The sequence below is a fragment of the Bacillus sp. NTK071 genome (assembly GCF_017303315.1).
Taxonomy (GTDB): domain Bacteria; phylum Bacillota; class Bacilli; order Bacillales; family Guptibacillaceae; genus Guptibacillus.
Map to the genome: position 1 here is coordinate 42,548 of NZ_JAFKOI010000005.1, position 19,357 is coordinate 61,904.

Annotated in this window: 19 protein-coding genes and 1 other annotated feature (1 of these 20 only partly in view); of the genes, 6 read left to right on the top strand and 13 right to left on the bottom strand. The window is 38.6% G+C overall.

What is annotated here, in order from left to right:
- The first annotated feature begins 388 nt into the window (after nt 1-388).
- On the top strand, nt 389-748 hold the full coding sequence (locus tag JI666_RS10390; RefSeq protein ID WP_206891513.1) for a YuzC family spore coat inner layer protein: 360 nt from the start codon (nt 389-391) through the stop codon (nt 746-748).
- 67 nt (nt 749-815) lie between these two features.
- Here the strand turns inward: JI666_RS10390 and JI666_RS10395 are convergent, their stop codons facing one another.
- Nucleotides 816-1,313, bottom strand: a complete 498-nt coding sequence (locus JI666_RS10395; RefSeq protein WP_206891514.1) for a universal stress protein — start codon at nt 1,311-1,313, stop codon at nt 816-818.
- Nucleotides 1,314-1,422: 109 nt separating this feature from the next.
- A complete protein-coding gene (locus tag JI666_RS10400) occupies nt 1,423-2,772 on the bottom strand; it encodes a TrkH family potassium uptake protein (RefSeq protein ID WP_206891515.1) in 1,350 nt (449 codons plus the stop codon).
- Between the two features lie 204 nt (nt 2,773-2,976).
- On the opposite strand from JI666_RS10400, the gene JI666_RS10405 reads away from it, so the two are divergent.
- The 3 genes from JI666_RS10405 to JI666_RS10415 all read left to right on the top strand — a co-directional run bounded on the left by JI666_RS10405 (nt 2,977) and on the right by JI666_RS10415 (nt 6,044).
- Nucleotides 2,977-4,566, top strand: coding sequence for a GAF domain-containing sensor histidine kinase (locus JI666_RS10405; protein ID WP_206891516.1), 1,590 nt, complete (start codon nt 2,977-2,979; stop codon nt 4,564-4,566).
- A 135-nt stretch (nt 4,567-4,701) separates the two neighbouring features.
- Nucleotides 4,702-5,343, top strand: coding sequence for a response regulator (locus JI666_RS10410; RefSeq protein WP_286170757.1), 642 nt, complete (start codon nt 4,702-4,704; stop codon nt 5,341-5,343).
- Nucleotides 5,344-5,495: 152 nt separating this feature from the next.
- Entirely contained in the window at nt 5,496-6,044 is a 549-nt protein-coding gene (locus JI666_RS10415) for an NADPH-dependent FMN reductase (RefSeq protein WP_206891519.1), read from the top strand.
- A gap of 44 nt (nt 6,045-6,088) precedes the next feature.
- Here the strand turns inward: JI666_RS10415 and JI666_RS10420 are convergent, their stop codons facing one another.
- From JI666_RS10420 to JI666_RS10455, 9 genes are all read right to left on the bottom strand, one after another.
- Nucleotides 6,089-7,171 (bottom strand): Ger(x)C family spore germination protein, encoded by a 1,083-nt coding sequence (locus JI666_RS10420; protein WP_206891520.1) that lies wholly within the window; start codon nt 7,169-7,171, stop codon nt 6,089-6,091.
- Entirely contained in the window at nt 7,168-8,262 is a 1,095-nt protein-coding gene (locus JI666_RS10425) for a GerAB/ArcD/ProY family transporter (protein ID WP_206891521.1), read from the bottom strand. Before JI666_RS10425 ends, JI666_RS10420 begins: the two co-directional genes overlap by 4 nt.
- A 23-nt stretch (nt 8,263-8,285) precedes the next feature.
- Complete coding sequence (locus JI666_RS10430) at nt 8,286-9,776, bottom strand: spore germination protein (protein WP_286170733.1); 1,491 nt, start codon at nt 9,774-9,776, stop codon at nt 8,286-8,288.
- A 127-nt stretch (nt 9,777-9,903) separates the two neighbouring features.
- A complete protein-coding gene (locus JI666_RS10435; RefSeq protein WP_206891522.1) occupies nt 9,904-11,343 on the bottom strand; it encodes an NADP-dependent isocitrate dehydrogenase in 1,440 nt (479 codons plus the stop codon).
- 272 nt (nt 11,344-11,615) lie between these two features.
- On the bottom strand, nt 11,616-12,191 hold the full coding sequence (locus tag JI666_RS10440; protein WP_206891526.1) for an SCO family protein: 576 nt from the start codon (nt 12,189-12,191) through the stop codon (nt 11,616-11,618).
- 189 nt (nt 12,192-12,380) lie between these two features.
- A complete protein-coding gene (locus JI666_RS10445; protein ID WP_206891528.1) occupies nt 12,381-12,839 on the bottom strand; it encodes an NUDIX hydrolase in 459 nt (152 codons plus the stop codon).
- A gap of 9 nt (nt 12,840-12,848) precedes the next feature.
- Nucleotides 12,849-13,754 carry a cation diffusion facilitator family transporter gene (locus JI666_RS10450; protein ID WP_206891530.1) on the bottom strand — a complete coding sequence of 302 codons (906 nt, stop codon included), beginning with the start codon at nt 13,752-13,754 and terminating at the stop codon, nt 12,849-12,851.
- 339 nt (nt 13,755-14,093) lie between these two features.
- Nucleotides 14,094-14,216 carry a hypothetical protein gene (locus tag JI666_RS21670; RefSeq protein WP_286170734.1) on the bottom strand — a complete coding sequence of 41 codons (123 nt, stop codon included), beginning with the start codon at nt 14,214-14,216 and terminating at the stop codon, nt 14,094-14,096.
- A 108-nt stretch (nt 14,217-14,324) separates the two neighbouring features.
- Nucleotides 14,325-14,672, bottom strand: a complete 348-nt coding sequence (locus JI666_RS10455) for an ArsR/SmtB family transcription factor (RefSeq protein WP_206891532.1) — start codon at nt 14,670-14,672, stop codon at nt 14,325-14,327.
- Between the two features lie 269 nt (nt 14,673-14,941).
- Here JI666_RS10455 and ctaG point away from each other — a divergent pair, with 269 nt between their 5' ends.
- On the top strand, nt 14,942-15,847 hold the full coding sequence (gene ctaG, locus JI666_RS10460) for a cytochrome c oxidase assembly factor CtaG (protein WP_206891539.1): 906 nt from the start codon (nt 14,942-14,944) through the stop codon (nt 15,845-15,847).
- Nucleotides 15,848-16,054: 207 nt separating this feature from the next.
- Here the strand turns inward: ctaG and JI666_RS10465 are convergent, their stop codons facing one another.
- Nucleotides 16,055-16,543: a hypothetical protein gene (locus JI666_RS10465; protein ID WP_206891542.1), complete on the bottom strand. Its 489-nt coding sequence runs from the start codon at nt 16,541-16,543 to the stop codon at nt 16,055-16,057.
- A gap of 153 nt (nt 16,544-16,696) precedes the next feature.
- Here JI666_RS10465 and JI666_RS10470 point away from each other — a divergent pair, with 153 nt between their 5' ends.
- On the top strand, nt 16,697-17,431 hold the full coding sequence (locus JI666_RS10470; protein WP_349769322.1) for a TraR/DksA C4-type zinc finger protein: 735 nt from the start codon (nt 16,697-16,699) through the stop codon (nt 17,429-17,431).
- Nucleotides 17,432-17,466: 35 nt separating this feature from the next.
- On the opposite strand, the gene argS is transcribed toward JI666_RS10470, so the two are convergent.
- Nucleotides 17,467-19,152, bottom strand: a complete 1,686-nt coding sequence (gene argS, locus JI666_RS10475; protein ID WP_349769323.1) for an arginine--tRNA ligase — start codon at nt 19,150-19,152, stop codon at nt 17,467-17,469.
- A gap of 68 nt (nt 19,153-19,220) precedes the next feature.
- Nucleotides 19,221-19,357 (bottom strand) — a binding site (T-box leader); it runs 76 nt beyond the window's last position.

The window sequence follows — 19,357 nt, forward strand, 5'->3', positions numbered from 1 at the left end:
ATGAACATGGTTTAAGAGACTTTAACTTTGGATGTTACGAATAAACTTATTACAAATGAGATGATTAAACTGATTAAATCAATTGGATTGTAGAGCAGACCAAAGGTTAAACTTTCGGTCAGCTGTTGGCCTTTACTCCATGCTCCCAACCATCCAGACTGGAATACTGTATTTACGATAGCACTCATAAGTAAATTTACAATAAAATAAAAACAAATTAAGCTAATGGTAAAAATGATATATTTCTTCAAATGGCCCTACCCCTTCAAAAACGGCTTCCCTGCTATTGTAACCTGTTTGAAATGGATTTCTCAAATCATCCTCTCATATACACTTTTCACCACGAAACCCATACGGTATTAATATCATGTTTTTGGGAGGAACAAAGATGTATAACGATCAATACAGACTTAATTGGATTCCCTATTATTCTTATCCTCCCGTCTATCCGTTCTTGCGTTATCCACCTATAGAAGTAACTCGCTTTCAAAGATCTGCCAATACTTCCTGTCAACTCATGAGTGAAGCACGTAAACTTCTTGAAAAAATTCAACAGGACACTAACTTTGCACATGAGTTAAAAGATGCAGCACAAAAGAATGATCATTCGCATATGGAAAAGGTTATTCGACGTGCAGGTGTGGCATCTTCCTTTCATACAGCTTACACTCCGGATGCGATTCGAATTGACCTTACTGCTGGTAATGGGGATAACTGTAGTGAATTAACGGTAAAACTCTGTTGGTAATATGTAGTAACTCTTATTTTATCTACATCAAAAAGCCCGGCTGCACCGTGCACCGGGCTTAATCTTTTTATTTAACAATTAAGACAGGACATGGAGACTGCTGAGCTACTTTTTGACTAACACTACCAAGCATCCACTTTTTAATACCACTCAGCCCCCTGCTCCCAATAACAATTAAGTCAGCTTCTGTCATCACAGCAAGGTCGACGATTTCTTTAGCTGGATCCCCAACTCTCACATCTGAATCAACATTGACTCCCATATGATAGAGAGTTTCTTTCACTTCTCTTACCATTGCTTCTCCCTCACTTTTTTCAATGAGAGCACCATCCCTGCCCGATTCATGCACTGGAGATGGAACGCCTGCATGGCCTTCATTACCAATACTTCCTGTCCCGTAAGGAATTCTTATCTCAGGCTGATTAGAGAATTTATGTGACTCTTTCGAGACATGCACCAAATGAATCGAAGCATGATTCAGTTCAGCAAGCTTAACAGCTTGATGAAGCGCCTTTTCACTATCTTCAGAACGATCATATGCCACTAAGATTTTATTGTACATCATCTCTTCCTCCTCAAAGTTTGAAGTAATAATGATATACCCCGGCACAAGTTGAGAATAACAGTATAAGTGAAAGCGTATTCATAACGATACATTTGTCATAAAACATACATTATCCAGTAATAATTTGTTCTTTTGGATAGTGATATCGCTCGACATGCACATTTCCTCGCAACATTAATAGAAATGAAATGATACCAATTCTTCCTACAAACATTAAGAAAATAATGACGCATTTACCAGCTGTACTTAATTCAGAAGTTATGCCAAGAGTTAACCCAGTCGTTCCAAAAGCAGAAGTTACTTCAAAAATGATAGCTGTTAATGAAAAAGGTTCAGTTGCAGCTAGAATAACGACTGCCAGTCCACAAAGAGCTGTTGCTGTAAATATAACGATAAAAGACTTTAGAATATCTTCACTCAGAAGCTCTCTCCCAAACACTTTGACACTTTTTCTACCTCTTGCAAAGTGAACAACGCTTAGAATGGCTACAGCTAAAGTCGTCGTTCGAATCCCACCACCAACACTGCTTGGTGAAGCACCTATAAACATCAGCAAGCTTAGAACGAGCTGAGTAGATAATGTAAATTCACTAACATCCATGGTGGCTAAACCGCCGTTTCGTGTTGTCACAGATTGAAATAGAGAATAGAACAAAGCTTGGTCCCACGTCTTACCTTCCATAAAATTACCCAACTCAAGAAGCCAGATAAGGGCTGCTCCAATCACAACGAGAGAAAAGAAGGTAACCGTCGTAACTTTAGTGAATAATGTAAACCGATAAGCCACCTTTTCTTTTCTTTGAAACAAATAGTCCTTTAACTCAATGAGCACTGGAAAACCAATAGCACCAAGTATAAGAAGAATCATATTAATCGTTTGGACAAAATAATCATTTGCGTAAGGAATGAGTGAATTTCCAGTAATGTCGAAACCAGCATTAGTAGTAGCACTTACAGAAGCAAAGAACCCCTGCAAGAATGACTCCTGCCAGGTGGGATAATATTTAAGCATATATAGACCTAGAATAACCGTTCCAATTGCTTCAAATAGGAGAATCAAGCCAAGTATTTGTCTCATGAGCTTAACGAGACCAGCAAGTGTGCCTCGATTCTGGTCTGTACTTATAAGCTGTCGCTCTTTCATTCCAATTTGCTTACCCATAATAAGCCAAATGAACGTTCCAAGCGTCATGATTCCAATTCCTCCGAACTGGAGAACAAAAGCCAATATGTAGGTTCCAGTGGTACTGAAGGTGTCTGCCGTTGAGACAACAGTAAGGCCTGTAACACTAATTGCACTAACAGCTGTAAACAAAGCATCTATAAAGCTCCAATTAACGCCCTTCTGGTGTGCAATTGGTAGACTTAAAAGAACCGTCGATAGAACTACTGCCGCTAAATAGAAAAGAACGATCAGTTGTACAGACGAGAGCTCTGTCGCTTTTTCTTTAATTTTCATCTTATCCTCCCTTCATTCTCTACTTCATTATATATGACGACGCTTCAAACAAAAGCTACCTTTTTAATAACTTTTCCATACATTTGTTGAATCAAACACAATGTCTACATCATGCTACTATTAGAATAAACGGTATTTAGAGAATAACCGTGTTTATAGTATAATAAACACGGTCGATTTGTTTGAATATTGGGGGAATGATATGTGAATGATCAGCAGCATGAACGTGAATTATTAACTCTAAAAACCATCGCAGAAACATTAAATCGATCAAGCGATTTGAAGCCTATGCTCCAATCCGTTCTTGAAGAACTTCTAGCCGTAACTGGGCTTCAAACTGGTTGGATTTTTCTATCTGATGGTAGACATGAATTCACTTGCACCGCAGACGTACGGCTTCCACATGCCCTTTCCATGAACAATAAACATCCAATGTGCTCAGGTACTTGCTGGTGTTTAAATAAGTACTGGGATGGTAAATTAAATCAAGCTTTTAATATTATAGAATGCAAACGGTTGGAAGACGCAGTAAAGAATGACCTTGGAGATACCGAAGGACTTACTCACCATGCAACCGTTCCATTAACAGCTGCAGGTGAAACTTTTGGACTATTGAATGTCGGCTCTCCAGGTAAAGAGCAATTCAATGAAGAAGAATTAACATTACTTGAATCGGTTGCTTACCAAATTGGGACAGCCATTAAACGAACAAAATTATATCAAAACGAGCAAAAAAGAGCTGAACATTATGCGAAGCTTGAAACATTAACAAGAGAATTGTGGAAGCGCGAACAAGGTAAGGACATCATCAATGGTATTGTGGAGCAAACTGCCACTTCCTTTGAGTGGCCAATTGTTGGTTATTGTTCGCAAGAAGAGAATCATATTATCGTTCACTCTGTTTATGAAGATGGACATTTACAAACAGACCACCAGTTGTATAGATTGGATAACTTTCAAGACTTAATCGATGCTGTTCAACTCGAGAAACCTATATCTCTATCAAAACAATCCCCCTTCTTCTCAGAAACAGGTTTCATTATTGCTAGAAATGTGTCAATCCTAGGTAATCACATTGGCATTCTCTTTGCGGTAAGCCATAAGAACACAGACTTTAATCAAAGTGAAGGCGATGTCTTAAAAGCCATAGCTGATCATACTGCTCTTGCAATTGAACACGCTAGAATTAACGAAAAGCGACAGGAACTAATCATCTCAGAAGAACGTAATCGATTAGCAAGAGATTTACATGACTCTGTTAGTCAAAAGCTATTCTCCCTTTCTATGACAGCAAGAGGAGCGCGTGACTTGCAAGAAGAGAATCCTATCTTACGCGATGCTCTTAAGGACATTCAGCAAATGGCTCAGGAAGCTATGCGAGAAATGAAAACACTAATCTGGCAACTTCGTCCGGTTGGAATGAAAGCTGGGATTATGACATCTCTCGAAACATATGCGGTTGGTTTAGACCTCAAACCTAACTGTCATATATCTGGATTTAAGATTCTGCCAGCACCGATCGAAGAAGCGCTCTTTCGCATTGGACAGGAATCCCTTAACAACGTCCAAAAACATGCAAGTGTGAACAAGGTCAGTCTCTTCCTAAAAATTGATGACCATAATGCTACACTAATCATTGAAGACAAAGGTAAGGGGTTTAATCTCGAGACGGTTGGAAGTTACACACTTGGATTAAAAGGGATGAGAGAAAGAGCAGATGTCCTTGGAGGGCACTTGTCTATAAAGAGTGAAGTAAATAAAGGAACCAAAATTACAGTAATTCTTCCATTTTAAATAGAAGTCTTTTTCTAGAAGAAGTTTGTTCTAAAAGAATTTCTGAATAAAAACCACACATAGCTAATTGGAGCGGAATTTAACCAATTCAAGCAACACCGTCTACGACACAGCCTAATATAAAGAGGAGACATGATGGGAATGAAACTTCTTCTAGCAGACGACCATCTTATGGTCCGAAAAGGTTTAAGGTTATTTTTGCAATCACAACCGGATATTGAAATCATTGGAGAGGCTTCAACTGGGTTAGAAGCCGTGACACTCGCAGAACAACTACAACCAGATGTTGTTTTAATGGATTTAATTATGCCAGAAATGGATGGGATTGAAGCAACCAAACAACTGAAACAGAAATATCCAGGTATGAAAATCATTATTTTAACTAGTTTTTCTGATCAAGATCATGTCCTCCCTGCTATAAGAGCTGGTGCAGAAGGCTATCAATTAAAAGACATCGATCCTGATGAACTCATATATACAATTCGAGCTGCATTCAATGGCAAGAGTCACCTTCACCCTCTGGCTACTAATCAGTTAATGTCTCATATGACAGGGAAGGATGAGGAAGAAACTCTTTTTGAAGCTCTTACAAAAAGAGAAAGAGATGTATTAAGAGAAATTACTCTTGGCAAAAGTAATAAAGAAATTGCTTCCTCTCTTTATATAACAGAAAAAACCGTTAAAACGCATGTAAGCAGTATTCTTTCAAAGTTGAATGTTCATGATCGCACGCAAGCAGCACTTCTTGCTACAAAGAAGCACTGGTCTGGTGAATAAGCATAAGACTAAAGTATGAGACTACATTCGTACCTTCAGACGATTTGGTAAGTTCATATTTCACATATACTTGTAGTAGATGAACAAGATCACTACTGAGTTACCTTAGTCATAACTGAGAAAGTAAATAGTAGCAGGAAAGGAGTTTCATTATGAAAATACTTGTAATCAATGGGAGTCCAAGAGAAAAATCAATGACGCGTAATTTAACAAATGCGATTACGGATCAACTAGACGAAAAAGGAATTGAGGTCTTAACATTTGATGCGGGTTTTCATGAACTTCCGCTTTTTAAAGGCAGCAAGGAAGATCTTAACCATCCAGAAGTACAGCGTTTGATGAATCATGCTACTAACGCAGAGGCTTTCGTCATTTGCTCACCAGAATATCATAATGGCATGAGCGGTGCTCTCAAAAACGCCCTTGACTTTCTAGGTGGAAGCCACTTTAAGCATAAGCCTACAGCTCTAGCCTCTGTTGGAGGGGGCGGAAAAGGTGGGATTAACGCTCTGAATAATATGAGAACCGTTATGCGTGGACTTTATGCGCTTGTTCTACCTGATCAATTTTGCGCGGATCCGACGTGCTTTGATGAGAAAGGTTATATGATTGATGTGAAAGCGAAGGAACGACTAACTACTGTCGTTGAAGAGCTTGTTGCATTAACAAAGACCGTTGAACAACGGATTGAAATGAACTAACCTTAAAGGCATCCATCTTAGGATGCCTTTTTAAATTCTTTATTCTACTCAATAATTCCGGACTCTGTTATTTTGACATCCATATCAAAAGAAATGTCCATATCCTTATATTCGTCTATCCATTGGTCACGATTAAACTCGCCTCTTGTTCTGCTCCTAACAGCATTACCAAGACTTAGAGGATCAATTTCCAATTCCTGAAAGGTTTTGATCATTTCTAACCCTCTCTTTTCTATATCTTTCTCCATGGTCAATTTAATTTCATTAAGAGCTTCAGGAGATAATTCTTCCCCAGAATACTCTTTAATTACTCCAAGAACATTACCTTTTATATGAATTTTATTAGCTCCAGCTCGTTTGTACTCAATTTTACGCTTTGAAGCAATATTGTAAATCGCTGCGTATTTACCTGGACCTAGCTTGACAGAGAAAGAATCGTTGCTACTAAATCTTTCGGAAAGGATTTTGAATGTGAATAAGCTATCTGCGTCTAGTTCTCCAACCATTTTACCTCCATTTAATAGTGCAATTCCGGATATCTTTACCTTATCACCATCCATTTCAAGCAAAGGTAGAAATGGATCGCTTCCCTCTGAGAAATATGAGTAAAGGAAGCTATGAAGATTCGTTTCTGGTAGCATTCCATGCTTACTATTGTGTGTTAAAACATCATGAAAATAGGTGCCAGTATCTACGTTACCGTAGTTTGCACTGAGCATCTCCTCTATATTGCCATTTGCTACACCAAGGAAGACCCTCGATCCGATTGACGGATCTCTTTGTAATGTATCAACAAGCCCAATAACGCCGTCTGTTTCTGCCAATTCTCTACTGAAGAGACCTACTTCTAACTTCCCGCTTACAATTGGTTTTGGGGATTCAGAATTATACTGACTTCTTATTTCTTTACTAAGTTCAGCCGTCTCAATAAACACAGTATTATCAATTCTTCCATCCGCTTGGTATTGTGGTGCTACAGCTATTCCTTTGATGAGACCATCAGATTCATCATCTTCTGGTACATCATATCCAACTATTGTAATCATTTGAATGTCATCTAGAATACTCTGTTGAACACATCCGGCTAGTAGAAATAGACAAAGAAAAAAAAAGAGTAAACGTCTCATTTTGCTTTCACCACTTTACTTTTGATGTACTGTGTAACAAAAAGGAGTGGGACATAAACGTACACAAAATAGTAACCTATTTTGCTTGTGTAGGAATTTAAAAGATCAATGTTTTCACGTTTAGCAAAAAGACTACTTGCTATCAAAATAAGGATTAATAGTGGTACAGTTGCTGACTGTTGACTCACTTTTAACAATCTTCTTATGCCCCTACCACCTGCCCAAACAGTGATACAAAGATTAGGAAGGATAACCAGTGCCCATGAAGCAATGCCGATATACTCAAACCGCTGTACAAAAGGCATCTCAGCAATTTTCCAAGTGGTTAGCGTGGCCCAAATTGTTTTCTCTAACTGAGCTGTACTAAAATAGGCCGTTGTTACAATCATAACGACCGTATAAATAATAATTGTTAACAAATGGCCTCCCTGTGCCCATCGATGAGATTTCTCTGGCTCTTTAATAAATGGATAGTACATAAAGAGCGTCGTGAATCCTAAAAAAGAAAGTGATGCTCCCTTTACTCCTTCGTATATCTCTTTCACAGAGTGGTTGAAAACGGGCAGAAGATCCTGAAAATGACCATAAAACACTGGAAAAAGCATCGTTAATACGAGATAAAATGGTAACACAACTCCAAAGAACGAAATACCTGCCACCACTCGGAATCCACCAGATAAACAATAGTAAGTTAGAAGAAGAAATACACTGCCAAAAAACCATTTATTCAAATCTGGAAACATCCATACTTGGATAACTTCGATATATGTTCTGAGAACAGTTACACTCATGGCAATAAAATAGCCGATTACGATCCAGCTTAGTAAGCCTCCTATCCACCTACCAAAGAGGTTCTTGTGTAACGAAATAATATCCCCATTTTCTTTATTAAGAATTTTATAAATAAGAAAGATAACGATATGAATACTCAAACCGGCTCCTAAAACCGAAATCCAAGCATCATTTCCGGCGATTCTAGCGCTGATTCTCTGAAATCCCATCACACCAACTCCTACTTGAACAGAATGCACAAGATAGAAGACTAAGAACGGAGATACCTTATATTGGTCTTTTACTATAGGTCCCGACAATGTAGAGCATCTCCCTTCTCAATTTATTCATGGAAATCGTTTTTCTCTTTCTGTATTCGTGTGTTAAACCGTTTTGTATCTTCAGTTTGTAATTGGATAGGTCTTGTCCCCTGGAATCTTAGGGGTAATCTAATGATGGCGTCCTTTAAATCCTTTACTCTTAGTGGATATAGTGGCTCAAGAAACGGACGGCCAAGTGATTTTAACTTTAGAAGATGAACAATGAGAAAACTAAAACAAAGTGTAATACCAAGTAGTCCCCATAGATGTGCAAATAAGAGAAACGGGAATCGTGTTAGTCGGATCGTATTACTCATTCGATAAACCGGTGTTGTAAAGGAGGCTAATGCAGAGAGTGCAACAATAATTAGAAGAACGTTACTTGTAAGTCCTGCCTCTACTGATGCCGTTCCAATAACAATACCTCCAACAATACCAATGGTCTGACCAACCTTTGTAGGCAGTCGTGCTCCCGCTTCTCTTAATAATTCAATTGATAATTCTAGAAAAATCGCTTCTAATATAGGCGGAAGTGGAATTCGTTGTCTTGAGCTAACTAATGTACTCAGCAAATCACTTGGAATCAATTCGTAATGGTAAGTTAACGTTGCAACATATATTGGTGTAACTAGAATAGAAAAGAGAATGGCGAAAAGGCGGATGAGTCTTGCTGATGACGCTACAATCCAGTTAACAAAATAATCTTCAAAAGCAGAGAAGAATTCTACAAGAGTCGTAGGACCAATTAAAGCTTGAGGAGATCCATCAGATAGAATGACCACTTTCCCCTCACATAGAACGGATACTACTCGGTCAGGTCGTTCGGTATCGATGAGCTGTGGGAAAGGCGAATTTCGATCATCTGAAATAAGTTGCATGATAACCGAACTATCAACGACTTGATCGACGTGGATATCTTCAAGACGCTGTTTTACTGTATTAACATTCTCTTCGTTCGCGATTCCTTCTAAATACATAACGACTACTTTTGTATTTGTAAGTTTACCTAGTGTTAATTCATATGCTTTTAACTCATGTACCGGCAATCGTTTTCTGACGAGGTGCATATTCGTATCTAGTGATTCTACAAAAGCTTCTTTTGAACCTACTACAGTAAATTCAACTTCTGGTTGTGAAACTGGGCGTGCTTTCTTCACCTGGCATGGTATTAGAGCACATTCGATTGAATTTTCGTTTAGACGTACAATGACATATCCTGTCATTACTTTTTCACAAATGATTTTCAGATCTTCTGTAATGATGATGCCCGTAATAGGTACTTTATCCTTAATTTCTTTCAGGCTATTTAAAGGTTCCCGAGAAAGAAACCTCAAAATATGTTCATTGAGAGGGGTTTCATGAATAAGCGTTTTAAAATAATAAAGAAAGAAGGAACTACCATGTTGCTTGCTTTCAAAGTGAAAAAAATCACCAGATTCTTTTAAGTTCTTAATTAATTCAGGTAAATTTCTCAATTTATCCGGAGATTGGGTTTTCTTAAACCATCGAAACAAAGTCTTTCACCACGCAATCTGTGATTCTTTTTGTAGTGTTTGCAGGATTCTTCAATTTATCCTTTTAGATCTACTCAGTTATAAAAAAACACAAAAAAAGCACGCCCTAATTGGCGTGCTTACTGCTTTATTGACCTTGTGCTAAGGAATAGGCAATCTTACCGTCAAAACGATATAGGTTCTCGATCTTAATCCAGTCTAGCTCTTCACCTTCTATTCGTGATAGTAACTCTCTAATTCCTGCCTGTGTTTCTTTCACACCTTTAACTGGTTGGAAACGACACCGCCAGTGATCAGATAAGAACGTTTCCGAGAAACCGTTCGGATATACTTTTACACCTCGATTTGTCATCATTACAAATTCATGATTGCTTCCAGCTGCTCGCTCAAGCTTTTCAGCTAGTTCATCAATTGTTAATGTATTGTTAAATAGAAAAACGTCTGTCCCATCAAGTTCACGCTCTGGAACGTAATTTGGACGAATATTCTTTTCTGCTTGTTCGATTTGTTCCTTACTATACGTGACAGGCTCAAGAGTTGAAGGGAACTGTCCAAGTCTTTCAACGACCGCATGAGCGAATTCTTTCGTTCCAACAGTCTCTTTTCCTTTCGCCATATCACCAGTCAATACGCCGTCCTCAATTGTTTTCAACCATGCGTTATGAATTTTCTCTGCCGCTTCAGGCTGGCCAATGTGAACGAGCATCATAATTGCACCATGCAAGAGTCCTGATGGATTAGCAATTCCCTTACCCGCTATATCAGGAGCACTTCCGTGAATCGCTTCAAACATTGCAATTTCATCGCCAATATTTGCAGACCCTGCTAGCCCAACACTACCTGCGATTTGTGCTGCAATATCAGATGCAATGTCTCCATACAAATTCAATGTAACAATGACATCAAATTCTTCTGGAGAATCTGCGATTCGTGCCATTCCAATATCAACAATGTAACTATTCGATTCAATATCAGGATATTCTGCAGCAATTTCTTTAAATACCTGGTGGAAAAGACCATCACTTAACTTCATTATATTGTCTTTAACAAGGCATGACACTTTCTTGCGATTGTTCTGTCTCGCATACTCAAAGGCGTGACGAATAATGCGCTCAGATCCTGGACGAGAAATAAGCTTCAAACTCTGAACGACATCTGGTGTTTGCTGATGTTCAATTCCTGAATAAAGATCTTCTTCATTCTCTCTTACAATGACAAGATCCATATCAGGATGTTTATTCTCAATAACCGGGTGATAGGATACGCAAGGGCGAACGTTTGCATAAAGACCCATTGCAGTACGAATCGTTACATTTAAGCTCTTGTAGCCGCCCCCCTGTGGTGTTGTAATCGGCGCTTTCAAAAGGACTTTTGTGCGACGGAGTGAATCCCACGCTTCCTGAGGAATACCTGTAGAGTTTCCTGTTAGGTACACTTTCTCCCCTACATCGATAAATTCAGGTTCGATTTCAGCACCGGCCTGTTCTAGAATATGCAATGTAGCTTCCATAATTTCAGGACCAATTCCGTCTCCGGTCGCTACTGTAATTTGACGCTTGTCTGCCATGATCTTCTCTCCTTCTCTCTGGTCTATAAGGACACATCGAAAAAGCGGGTAAACTCCAATTGAGCAATTACCTTTTTCTACGATCGCAATATCCCCTGCCAATGGAGCAACTAAGCCCATACTAGTAGGATAAACCAACATTTTGTTATCGCTTTCCAAAGATTATTATAGAAATCCTGTCCTTTTTTGTCAATTTAACAGAGAATATAGCGATTAAGTCATAAAGTCCTCCTAACATAAAAATCAGCCCTTTTCATAGGACTGATCTCTCTCTATTGAAGTGCTTTCACATCGCTAACGATTTCTTCATAAGGAACATTTGAAACACCAGAATACTTCTTCACTACAACTCCTTCTTTATTAATAAGGTAGAAAGAAGTTCCATGTGTAAACTGGTCTGAGTTAGGATCAGGTAAAGCTAATGTTTGAAAACTGTTTTGAGCAAACTCCTGAATGTCATCTCCACTATAACCAGTTAGAAAATGCCAATTGGAAAGATCAGCATCAAATTTTTCAGAGAAGGCAACTAACTCATCAGGTGTGTCACGTTCAGGATCAACTGAAAATGATACAAATTCCACATCTACATCTGCTTTCTTAAGCTTATCCTGAAGCTGAGACATATTCGCTGTCATTGGCGGACAAACCGTTTCACAATTTGTGAAAATAAAATTAGCGATCCAAACGCTGCCTTCCAAGTCATTCAGTCCAAATTCACTATTTGTGTGATCAGTGTATGTAAAATCTTCAACCTGCCAATCGAGATCGTCTGGAACATCTTTTCCACAAGCTGCTATGATAACAAGCATACTCAGTAAACCTGTTAGGAATAGTAAACGTTTTCTCATTACAGTGACCTCCAGTAGATAAATAATCATATGCTCCCTCTACAATATCTTAAAAGCATAAAAGTTACCACAAGATTACAGGATTGGTTATGAGCATTTCTTGAACGAAAAAAACCTGAATCAAAGCGATTCAGGCGTGTTCTTACTTTTCGTCTTGCATACATCTTTCTGTTTTGTTACCAGTTTGTTTTAAAGTTTCTTTAAATAACTTAATTCCTCTAGTACTATCCTATGATTAGGGTTTATTTCATTCGGAAGCTCTTCCGGATGAAAATACTTCACTTCAGAAACTTCTTCGTAATCTAGCTTAAAGTCAGCCTTCTCACACTTTGCTGAATATACAGCAATGACACTATACACCTCATCACCATTTGGATATTGATAGTATAGCCTTTCACCTGAAAGAAGGGATTTGAATGAAAGGTTCTTAATTGAAACACCTAGTTCTTCAAACGTTTCTCTATGAGCCGTTTCTTCAAATGATTCTCCAGGCTCCATATATCCACCAGTTAGGCCCCAAAGCTTATTATCCGTCCGCTTTTGAAGTAATAGCTTATCATCATTTTCATCAAAAAGAAGAATGGCGACACCAGGTAAAATAAGTGGTCGACTACCAACTAATGATCGAATTTGTTTAATATAGTCCATAACTCCTCCTCAATGAAGCTTCTTATTAGCCTGATCATCCATGCAACAAACTTCGTCCACATAATCAACTTGTATAGTTAAGTGTTGTAAGTTCAGCTCATCAACAAATTTCTGAATTTGTTGTTTAATTGCTATAACCTCTGCTCGAGACAATGAGTCTTCCACAACGATATGAGTACTTAGTGCATTTTGTTCGCCATCGAGCGACCATAGGTGTGTATGATGAGTTGATACGACTCCTGAAAGAGAGGCAATCTTCTTCTTTACCTCTGTGAAATCAATATCTTCTGGTACAGCCTCTAGAAAGATCATAAGCGTTTTCTTAAGATTTCGAATGACGTTATACAGCACGTACACAGTAATCGTGATAGATAAAATCGGATCAAGAATGGGTAAATCTTTAAATAATAACACAATGCTTACAACGAGTACCGCAACCCAACCAAGAACATCTTCAAGAAGGTGCCACGTAACAACTTTTTCGTTCATAGATTTACCGCGTTGAAGACGAAGTACAGCCATACCATTCACCGCTATACCAAGAATAGCGAGGATTAACATTCCACCCGCTTCAACTGGTTCGGGATCTAGTAGACGTGGAACCGCTTGTGTAAGAATAAATAGCGATCCACCTATTAGTATAATACTATTAATTAGCGCCCCTAATAATGAAAACCGTTTATATCCAAAGGTAAAGTTCTTATCTTCGCCTTTCCCATCCGCTTTCTTCTGCAAATACCACGAAATACCTAGTGAGAGCGAATCCCCAAGATCATGAAGGGCATCAGACAGAATTGCCATACTGTTCGTCAACAATCCTCCGATAATTTCAATGATTGTGAAGCTAAAATTCAGAAAGAAAGCTACACGAATATTTTTGACAGAATGGTTATGCTCATGATGGTGATGTCCCATTGAAATTTCTCCTTTATCAATTAGCCTTCCTTCACATTAGAAAAAGCCCTCTCGATGTCACGAAAAGGCACCTCATCCATTACTAAACGCCCATACCCAATAAATAACTCCCCACACAGCACTTAGCACAAGTAAGAAGATCAGCAGACGTATATTTTTATTTCTCATTTCTTTTTATCTCCCCCTGCTCATTCTGTTCATTCAGCCTTTCTTTTCTTTTCAACATGTACAAAAAGAATCCAAATAAGCCAAACACTACAAAAAAGAGCAAAGTTGACATATAAACAAGGATTGAACCAATATCCATAGTTACCTGTCCACCTTTCCTTACAAAGTCAGTTAACCACTATACGATAAATAAATAGAGAATGCCCCAATAACGACCATTGTTATAAAAGGCAGAACAAATGCTAGAAAAATAACAGCGGATTCCGTTTTATGCTGTTTAATTTTAGTTAACACGAAGCAGATCCCCTTTCAGTAATTACACCCAATTATAACTGGTTTTTAAACACATGATGATGATTTTATTGAACGTTCCCGTACGATTCTACCACACAACTCTTCATCCTAGTCATGACATGCGTGATGAATTGCTTGATGAAGTAGTGCCATCACATGCTGATCATCGGGGGAATAAAATATGCTCGTTCCTGCTCTTCTAAATTTAACCAATCGTAAATTTTTTAGAAACCTAAGTTGGTGGGATACCGTGGACTGAGAAAGATGCAATTTGTCGGAAATTTCACTAACAGCGCATTCTCGATCAGCAAGTAAATTTAGAATTCTAATTCGTGTCGGGTCACCAAGTGCTTTAAATGTCTGAGAAACAATGAAAAGCGTTTCTTCATCAAGGTCCATGGCCTCTTCTGTTATGTCGTGTCTCTCGTTATCCAATGTGCTTCCCCTCCACTTCATTATATGAACACTTATTCATATATAAGTCTGCTGTCATTGTATGAAAAACTTGCGCTTATTGTCAACTTAATAAATGTCTACCTGTCACGATTCCTTCACACTTTCTTCCTTACCATCCTTGAGTTAAAGGTCAATCCTTCTTACAATAGTAATAGCCCTATCAATCATATATGCTCTCAAGGTGATAGGATGGCCGAGCATCATATGGTATGATGAAAACGTTACTCATTTACTGTCAGGTATTATGAAGATATATGGAGGTGTTCCTGATGTGGGAACAATTATCGAGCACATTTTCTTTCTCTGCTCTCTGGAGTCCCGTTATTTTAGCGATAGCCATCGGCATTGCTGTTTTATATTTACTAATTACAGGACCTTTGAAAAGTAAATTTAAAGATTCAGCACCTTTCCCTGTCTATAAGAAAATCTTTTTCTTAATAGGTGTTTTCATCTTTTACATTGGTTTTGGCGGTCCACTATCGTTAATGGGGCATTTATTACTTAGTATTCACATGTCGGAAATGGCCATTGTATATTTAGTCGCTCCGCCCCTCATGATTGTAGGAACGCCAGCATGGTTAATTCGACCGTTTTTAAACATTAGATTTATTCATAAGCTGGTGAAATTCTTCACTTTCCCTATTATTTCACTGCTTTTGTTTAATGGATTGTTCTCTTTCTATCATATTCCAGAAATCTTTGATTACTTGATGGTTCATTATACTGCACAAGATTTCTACAAGGCAGCGCTCGTTATCTCTGCATTTGCTATGTGGTGGCCACTCGTTTGTCCTGTACCAGAATATGACACTTTATCAGGCGTTAAGAAACTAGGTTATATTTTTGCAAATGGTGTTCTTCTAACGCCGGCCTGTGCTTTAATTATTTTTGCTGATACACCTCTTTACGCTACTTACACAGACCCAACAGTATGGGCGAATGCAATGGGGTATTGTGTACCAAACGGCACGATTGTCTCCCCAGAACTCTTTGCACAATTCAAACCGCTTGACATTATGGAAGACCAACAACTAGGCGGTATTATAATGAAAATTGTACAAGAAATTTCATACGGCACAACACTTGGTTACGTCTTCTTCCAATGGGCAAGAACAGAACGCCAAAAAGACGATGAAGAACTACAATCAGCAGAATTCAGACTTAATGAGATCTAACGAAAAGCGGAAGTGGCCGCTTAGGTCCGACAAGCGCTGGAACCATTCAAATTGAACACGTTCTTTGTGTTCGAGTTGAATGGTGAAGCGACTCGAGGACCTGGCCACTGCAGCTAGATCTAACGAAAAGCGGAAGTGGCCGGTTGAACCCGGCAGACGCTCGAGCCTCGCAAACCAAATAACCACTATAAAGCCGTGAATCAAAATTCACGGCTTTTTTTCGATTGGTTTAGAAAAATGGATTAATATAGAACGTACACATAACCCTACCACTACCCCTATCGCAATACCCAAAATTGGAACAAACGTGGGAGGAATAAAATAATCATACGGATGTTTATTAGAAACAATAACGCCAACAGTTGAAAAATACGCTCCCGACACAAAAGGTAAAGATAAATAAACTGGCGGCTTTTCACCATTCTTTTCGATTGCCCTAAAGTAGCTTTCGTATATTGCAAACATATAAACACATGGATAGAACATCGCCCATTCATAGTTAGTGACAAGAACCGCCTCATTGGACTTTCCCTGAAAGCTATATAAGATATTCATATTTAAACTTGATTTTACGTTTATGACGAACTCTAACAATATAAAAAATGCACCTCTAATGTACATTTTATTAATGATTTGTCCGAATCCTGGAAATGCAATACTCCAAAGAAGAACTTCTAACGGATAAACCTTTCTCACGACTTCACCACCGCTTCTTCTCTACTTATCTTCCAGTGTTACTTTTTCCATATTTCTGGAATAAAATGCGATAAACATGGAATTATTTTCAGAAGTAGTGATTTTCTTTTTGTCTCATACTACAAATAAGATGAAAAGAAAGGAGACAGACCAGTGCTGACTACTGATCAACTTAGGTCCTTTAAAAGAATTATCCAGAACCGAATAAACGAAATTAACCAAGAATTAATTACTAATGATGATTTTGGGGTTTCTCAATCGTTTGTTCAACATTCAACAGGCGAGCTTTCAAATTATGACAACCATCCAGGGGATACCGCTACAGAGTTATATGAACGTGAAAAAGATATCTCATTAAGTGACCATATGAAACAAGAACTCACAGAACTAACCAGTGCTTTACAACGTATTGGAAGCGGAAAATACGGTGTATGTTCCGTATGTGGAGATGACATCGCTGTCAAAAGACTAGTTGCTATTCCTACAGCATCAACGTGCGTCGAGCATAGTCCTTCTCAGAAAACATCCGATAACAGACCCGCTGAAGAAGACACTTTAAACCCTCCATTTGGTAAATATGTCAATGACACAAAAGATGCGAACTTTTTTGATGCGGAAGATTCCTGGCAACGCGCTGCAAGGTATGGAACCTCAGAAACACCTTCCGATTTTAATGAACAACAAATGAGTTACGACAGTATGTACATTGAATCGCACGAACCTTACGGATATGTAGAAGAAATTGAAACCTTCCTTTCAGCTGATCTTGATGGAAAACCTACAGGTGTGATTCCAAACAAAGCTCATGAACATTATGAAGACCAGCTTGATGACTATGAAAATCAAGTCAATAACGGCACAATTGAAGATACTGATCTCAACTATTAAACAAACAGAGCCCTGATCTTTATCAGGGCTCTGTACTACATTTCTTCAGGTGCATGCAAGCCGAGTAACCTCAGCCCTTCAGTAAGAACAATTGAGACAGCCGATACGAGTTGAAGTCTTGCTTTCAAATGTGTAACATCGTCCAGAATGCGAATTTGACCATAATACTTGTTAAACGAACGAGCTAGTTCCAGAACATACTTGGCAACTTGTGATGGATCATATTCTTTTACTCCTCGCTCAATCGCTCTTGGAAATTCGTTAAGACGGGTAATAACCGGCCATGCTTCTCTATCCTTTATTGGTTCAAGTGGCCCTCCATTTTGAAAGTGACCTTTACGAAGGATAGAACATGCTCGTGCATTAGTATACTGTACATATGGCCCCGTCTCTCCCTCCACTCTTAGCATATCTTCAAGTGAAAAATCGATGTCGTTACGACGATCATTTTTTAAGTCATGAAACAAGACGGCACCTACGCCAATTTGTTCAGCGATAACCTGTTTATTTTTCAATGATGGATTTTTGGTGTTAATATTCTGTTCAGCAAGGGCAATCGCTTCCTTTAATACCTCTTCTAGTAGAACAACTTTTCCTTTTCTAGTCGACATTTTCTTACCATCTTTTAGCATCATCCCAAACGTAATGTGATTCATTTGTTCGGCCCATTCATACCCGATCTTCTTTAATACTTCAAACACCTGTTTAAAGTGAAGGCTTTGTTCATTCCCTACGACATAAAGCGCTTGTTTGAAACCATATGTCTCGTAACGATAGATGGCCGCAGCTAAATCACGAGTCGCATAAAGCGTAGCTCCATCCTTCTTCTTGATTAAACATGGCGGGAGGTTCTCATCAACCTCCACTACCATAGCACCTTCGGATTCAGTGAGAAGATTTTTCTCTTCAAGAAGCTCCACCACACGTTGCATTTTGTCGTTATAAAATGCCTCACCATTCGTAGAATCAAACGTTATTCCCATTAATTCATAAATACGATTAAATTCGTTAAGAGATTCTTCTCTAAACCACTTCCACAAAGCCACAGCATTAGGGTCCTTTTCTTCTAGTGATTTAAACGCCTTTCGTCCATCATCCAAAAGAGAAGGATGAGATTCTGCTTCTTCATGAAATTTAACATAAAGAGTAAGCAATTCCTTAATTGTATTTTGACGAACTTTAGTTTCATTTCCCCAATTACGATACGCCACAATTAATTTACCAAATTGAGTTCCCCAATCACCTAAATGATTTATTCGAACCGGACGATATCCACTCTTTTCAAGAAGTAGTGCTATTGCATTTCCAATAACAGTCGAACGAAGATGTCCCATCGAAAATGGCTTTGCGATATTCGGTGAGGATAAATCAATTGTTACGGCTCCACCCTCTCCTAAATTTGATGATCCATACTGACATCCTTCCTGTAAGATCCTATTCACTACTTCAGAAGCTACTGATTCTTTCTCAAGAAATACATTAATATAGGGTCCCACAGCCACCACCTTTTGGAAGAGTGGAGATTGAATTCGAGATGCTATGTTCGATGCTATTTTATCTGGTGCTGTTCGTTGCACTCTAGCGAGATCAAAACATGGAAACGCATAATCCCCTAACTTTTCATACTTTGGTTTTTCTATTCGTTGAACTATCTCTTCCTTTGCTAATTGCTCATCACAAGCACCATACAATTCTTGTGCAAATAAGTCTTTATACTTCACTTCCTGACCTCCTACAAAACGATTCATAATGGTCTAACTGACGAAACAAAAAAAATCTCCGTCTCTATAATAGAGACGGAGATTAACCCGCGGTACCACTCTGATTGCTCAACCAGATGGCAGAGCCTGCTTTACTCAATAACGGGGAGCCCGACTGTTCCTACTTCATTCAGAACAGTATCTTGAAAGTCCGGTTCATGATTGC

What these genes read in the sequence shown, in the direction of transcription:
- JI666_RS10390 (WP_206891513.1), top strand. Translation starts at nt 389, where the DNA reads ATGTATAACGATCAATACAGACTTAATTGGATTCCCTATTATTCTTAT.
- JI666_RS10395 (WP_206891514.1), bottom strand. Translation starts at nt 1,313, where the DNA reads ATGATGTACAATAAAATCTTAGTGGCATATGATCGTTCTGAAGATAGT.
- JI666_RS10400 (WP_206891515.1), bottom strand. Translation starts at nt 2,772, where the DNA reads ATGAAAATTAAAGAAAAAGCGACAGAGCTCTCGTCTGTACAACTGATC.
- JI666_RS10410 (WP_286170757.1), top strand. Translation starts at nt 4,702, where the DNA reads ATGGGAATGAAACTTCTTCTAGCAGACGACCATCTTATGGTCCGAAAA.
- JI666_RS10415 (WP_206891519.1), top strand. Translation starts at nt 5,496, where the DNA reads ATGAAAATACTTGTAATCAATGGGAGTCCAAGAGAAAAATCAATGACG.
- JI666_RS10420 (WP_206891520.1), bottom strand. Translation starts at nt 7,171, where the DNA reads ATGAGACGTTTACTCTTTTTTTTTCTTTGTCTATTTCTACTAGCCGGA.
- JI666_RS10435 (WP_206891522.1), bottom strand. Translation starts at nt 11,343, where the DNA reads ATGGCAGACAAGCGTCAAATTACAGTAGCGACCGGAGACGGAATTGGT.
- JI666_RS10440 (WP_206891526.1), bottom strand. Translation starts at nt 12,191, where the DNA reads ATGAGAAAACGTTTACTATTCCTAACAGGTTTACTGAGTATGCTTGTT.
- JI666_RS10445 (WP_206891528.1), bottom strand. Translation starts at nt 12,839, where the DNA reads ATGGACTATATTAAACAAATTCGATCATTAGTTGGTAGTCGACCACTT.
- JI666_RS10450 (WP_206891530.1), bottom strand. Translation starts at nt 13,754, where the DNA reads ATGGGACATCACCATCATGAGCATAACCATTCTGTCAAAAATATTCGT.
- JI666_RS10455 (WP_206891532.1), bottom strand. Translation starts at nt 14,672, where the DNA reads ATGAAGTGGAGGGGAAGCACATTGGATAACGAGAGACACGACATAACA.
- ctaG (WP_206891539.1), top strand. Translation starts at nt 14,942, where the DNA reads ATGTGGGAACAATTATCGAGCACATTTTCTTTCTCTGCTCTCTGGAGT.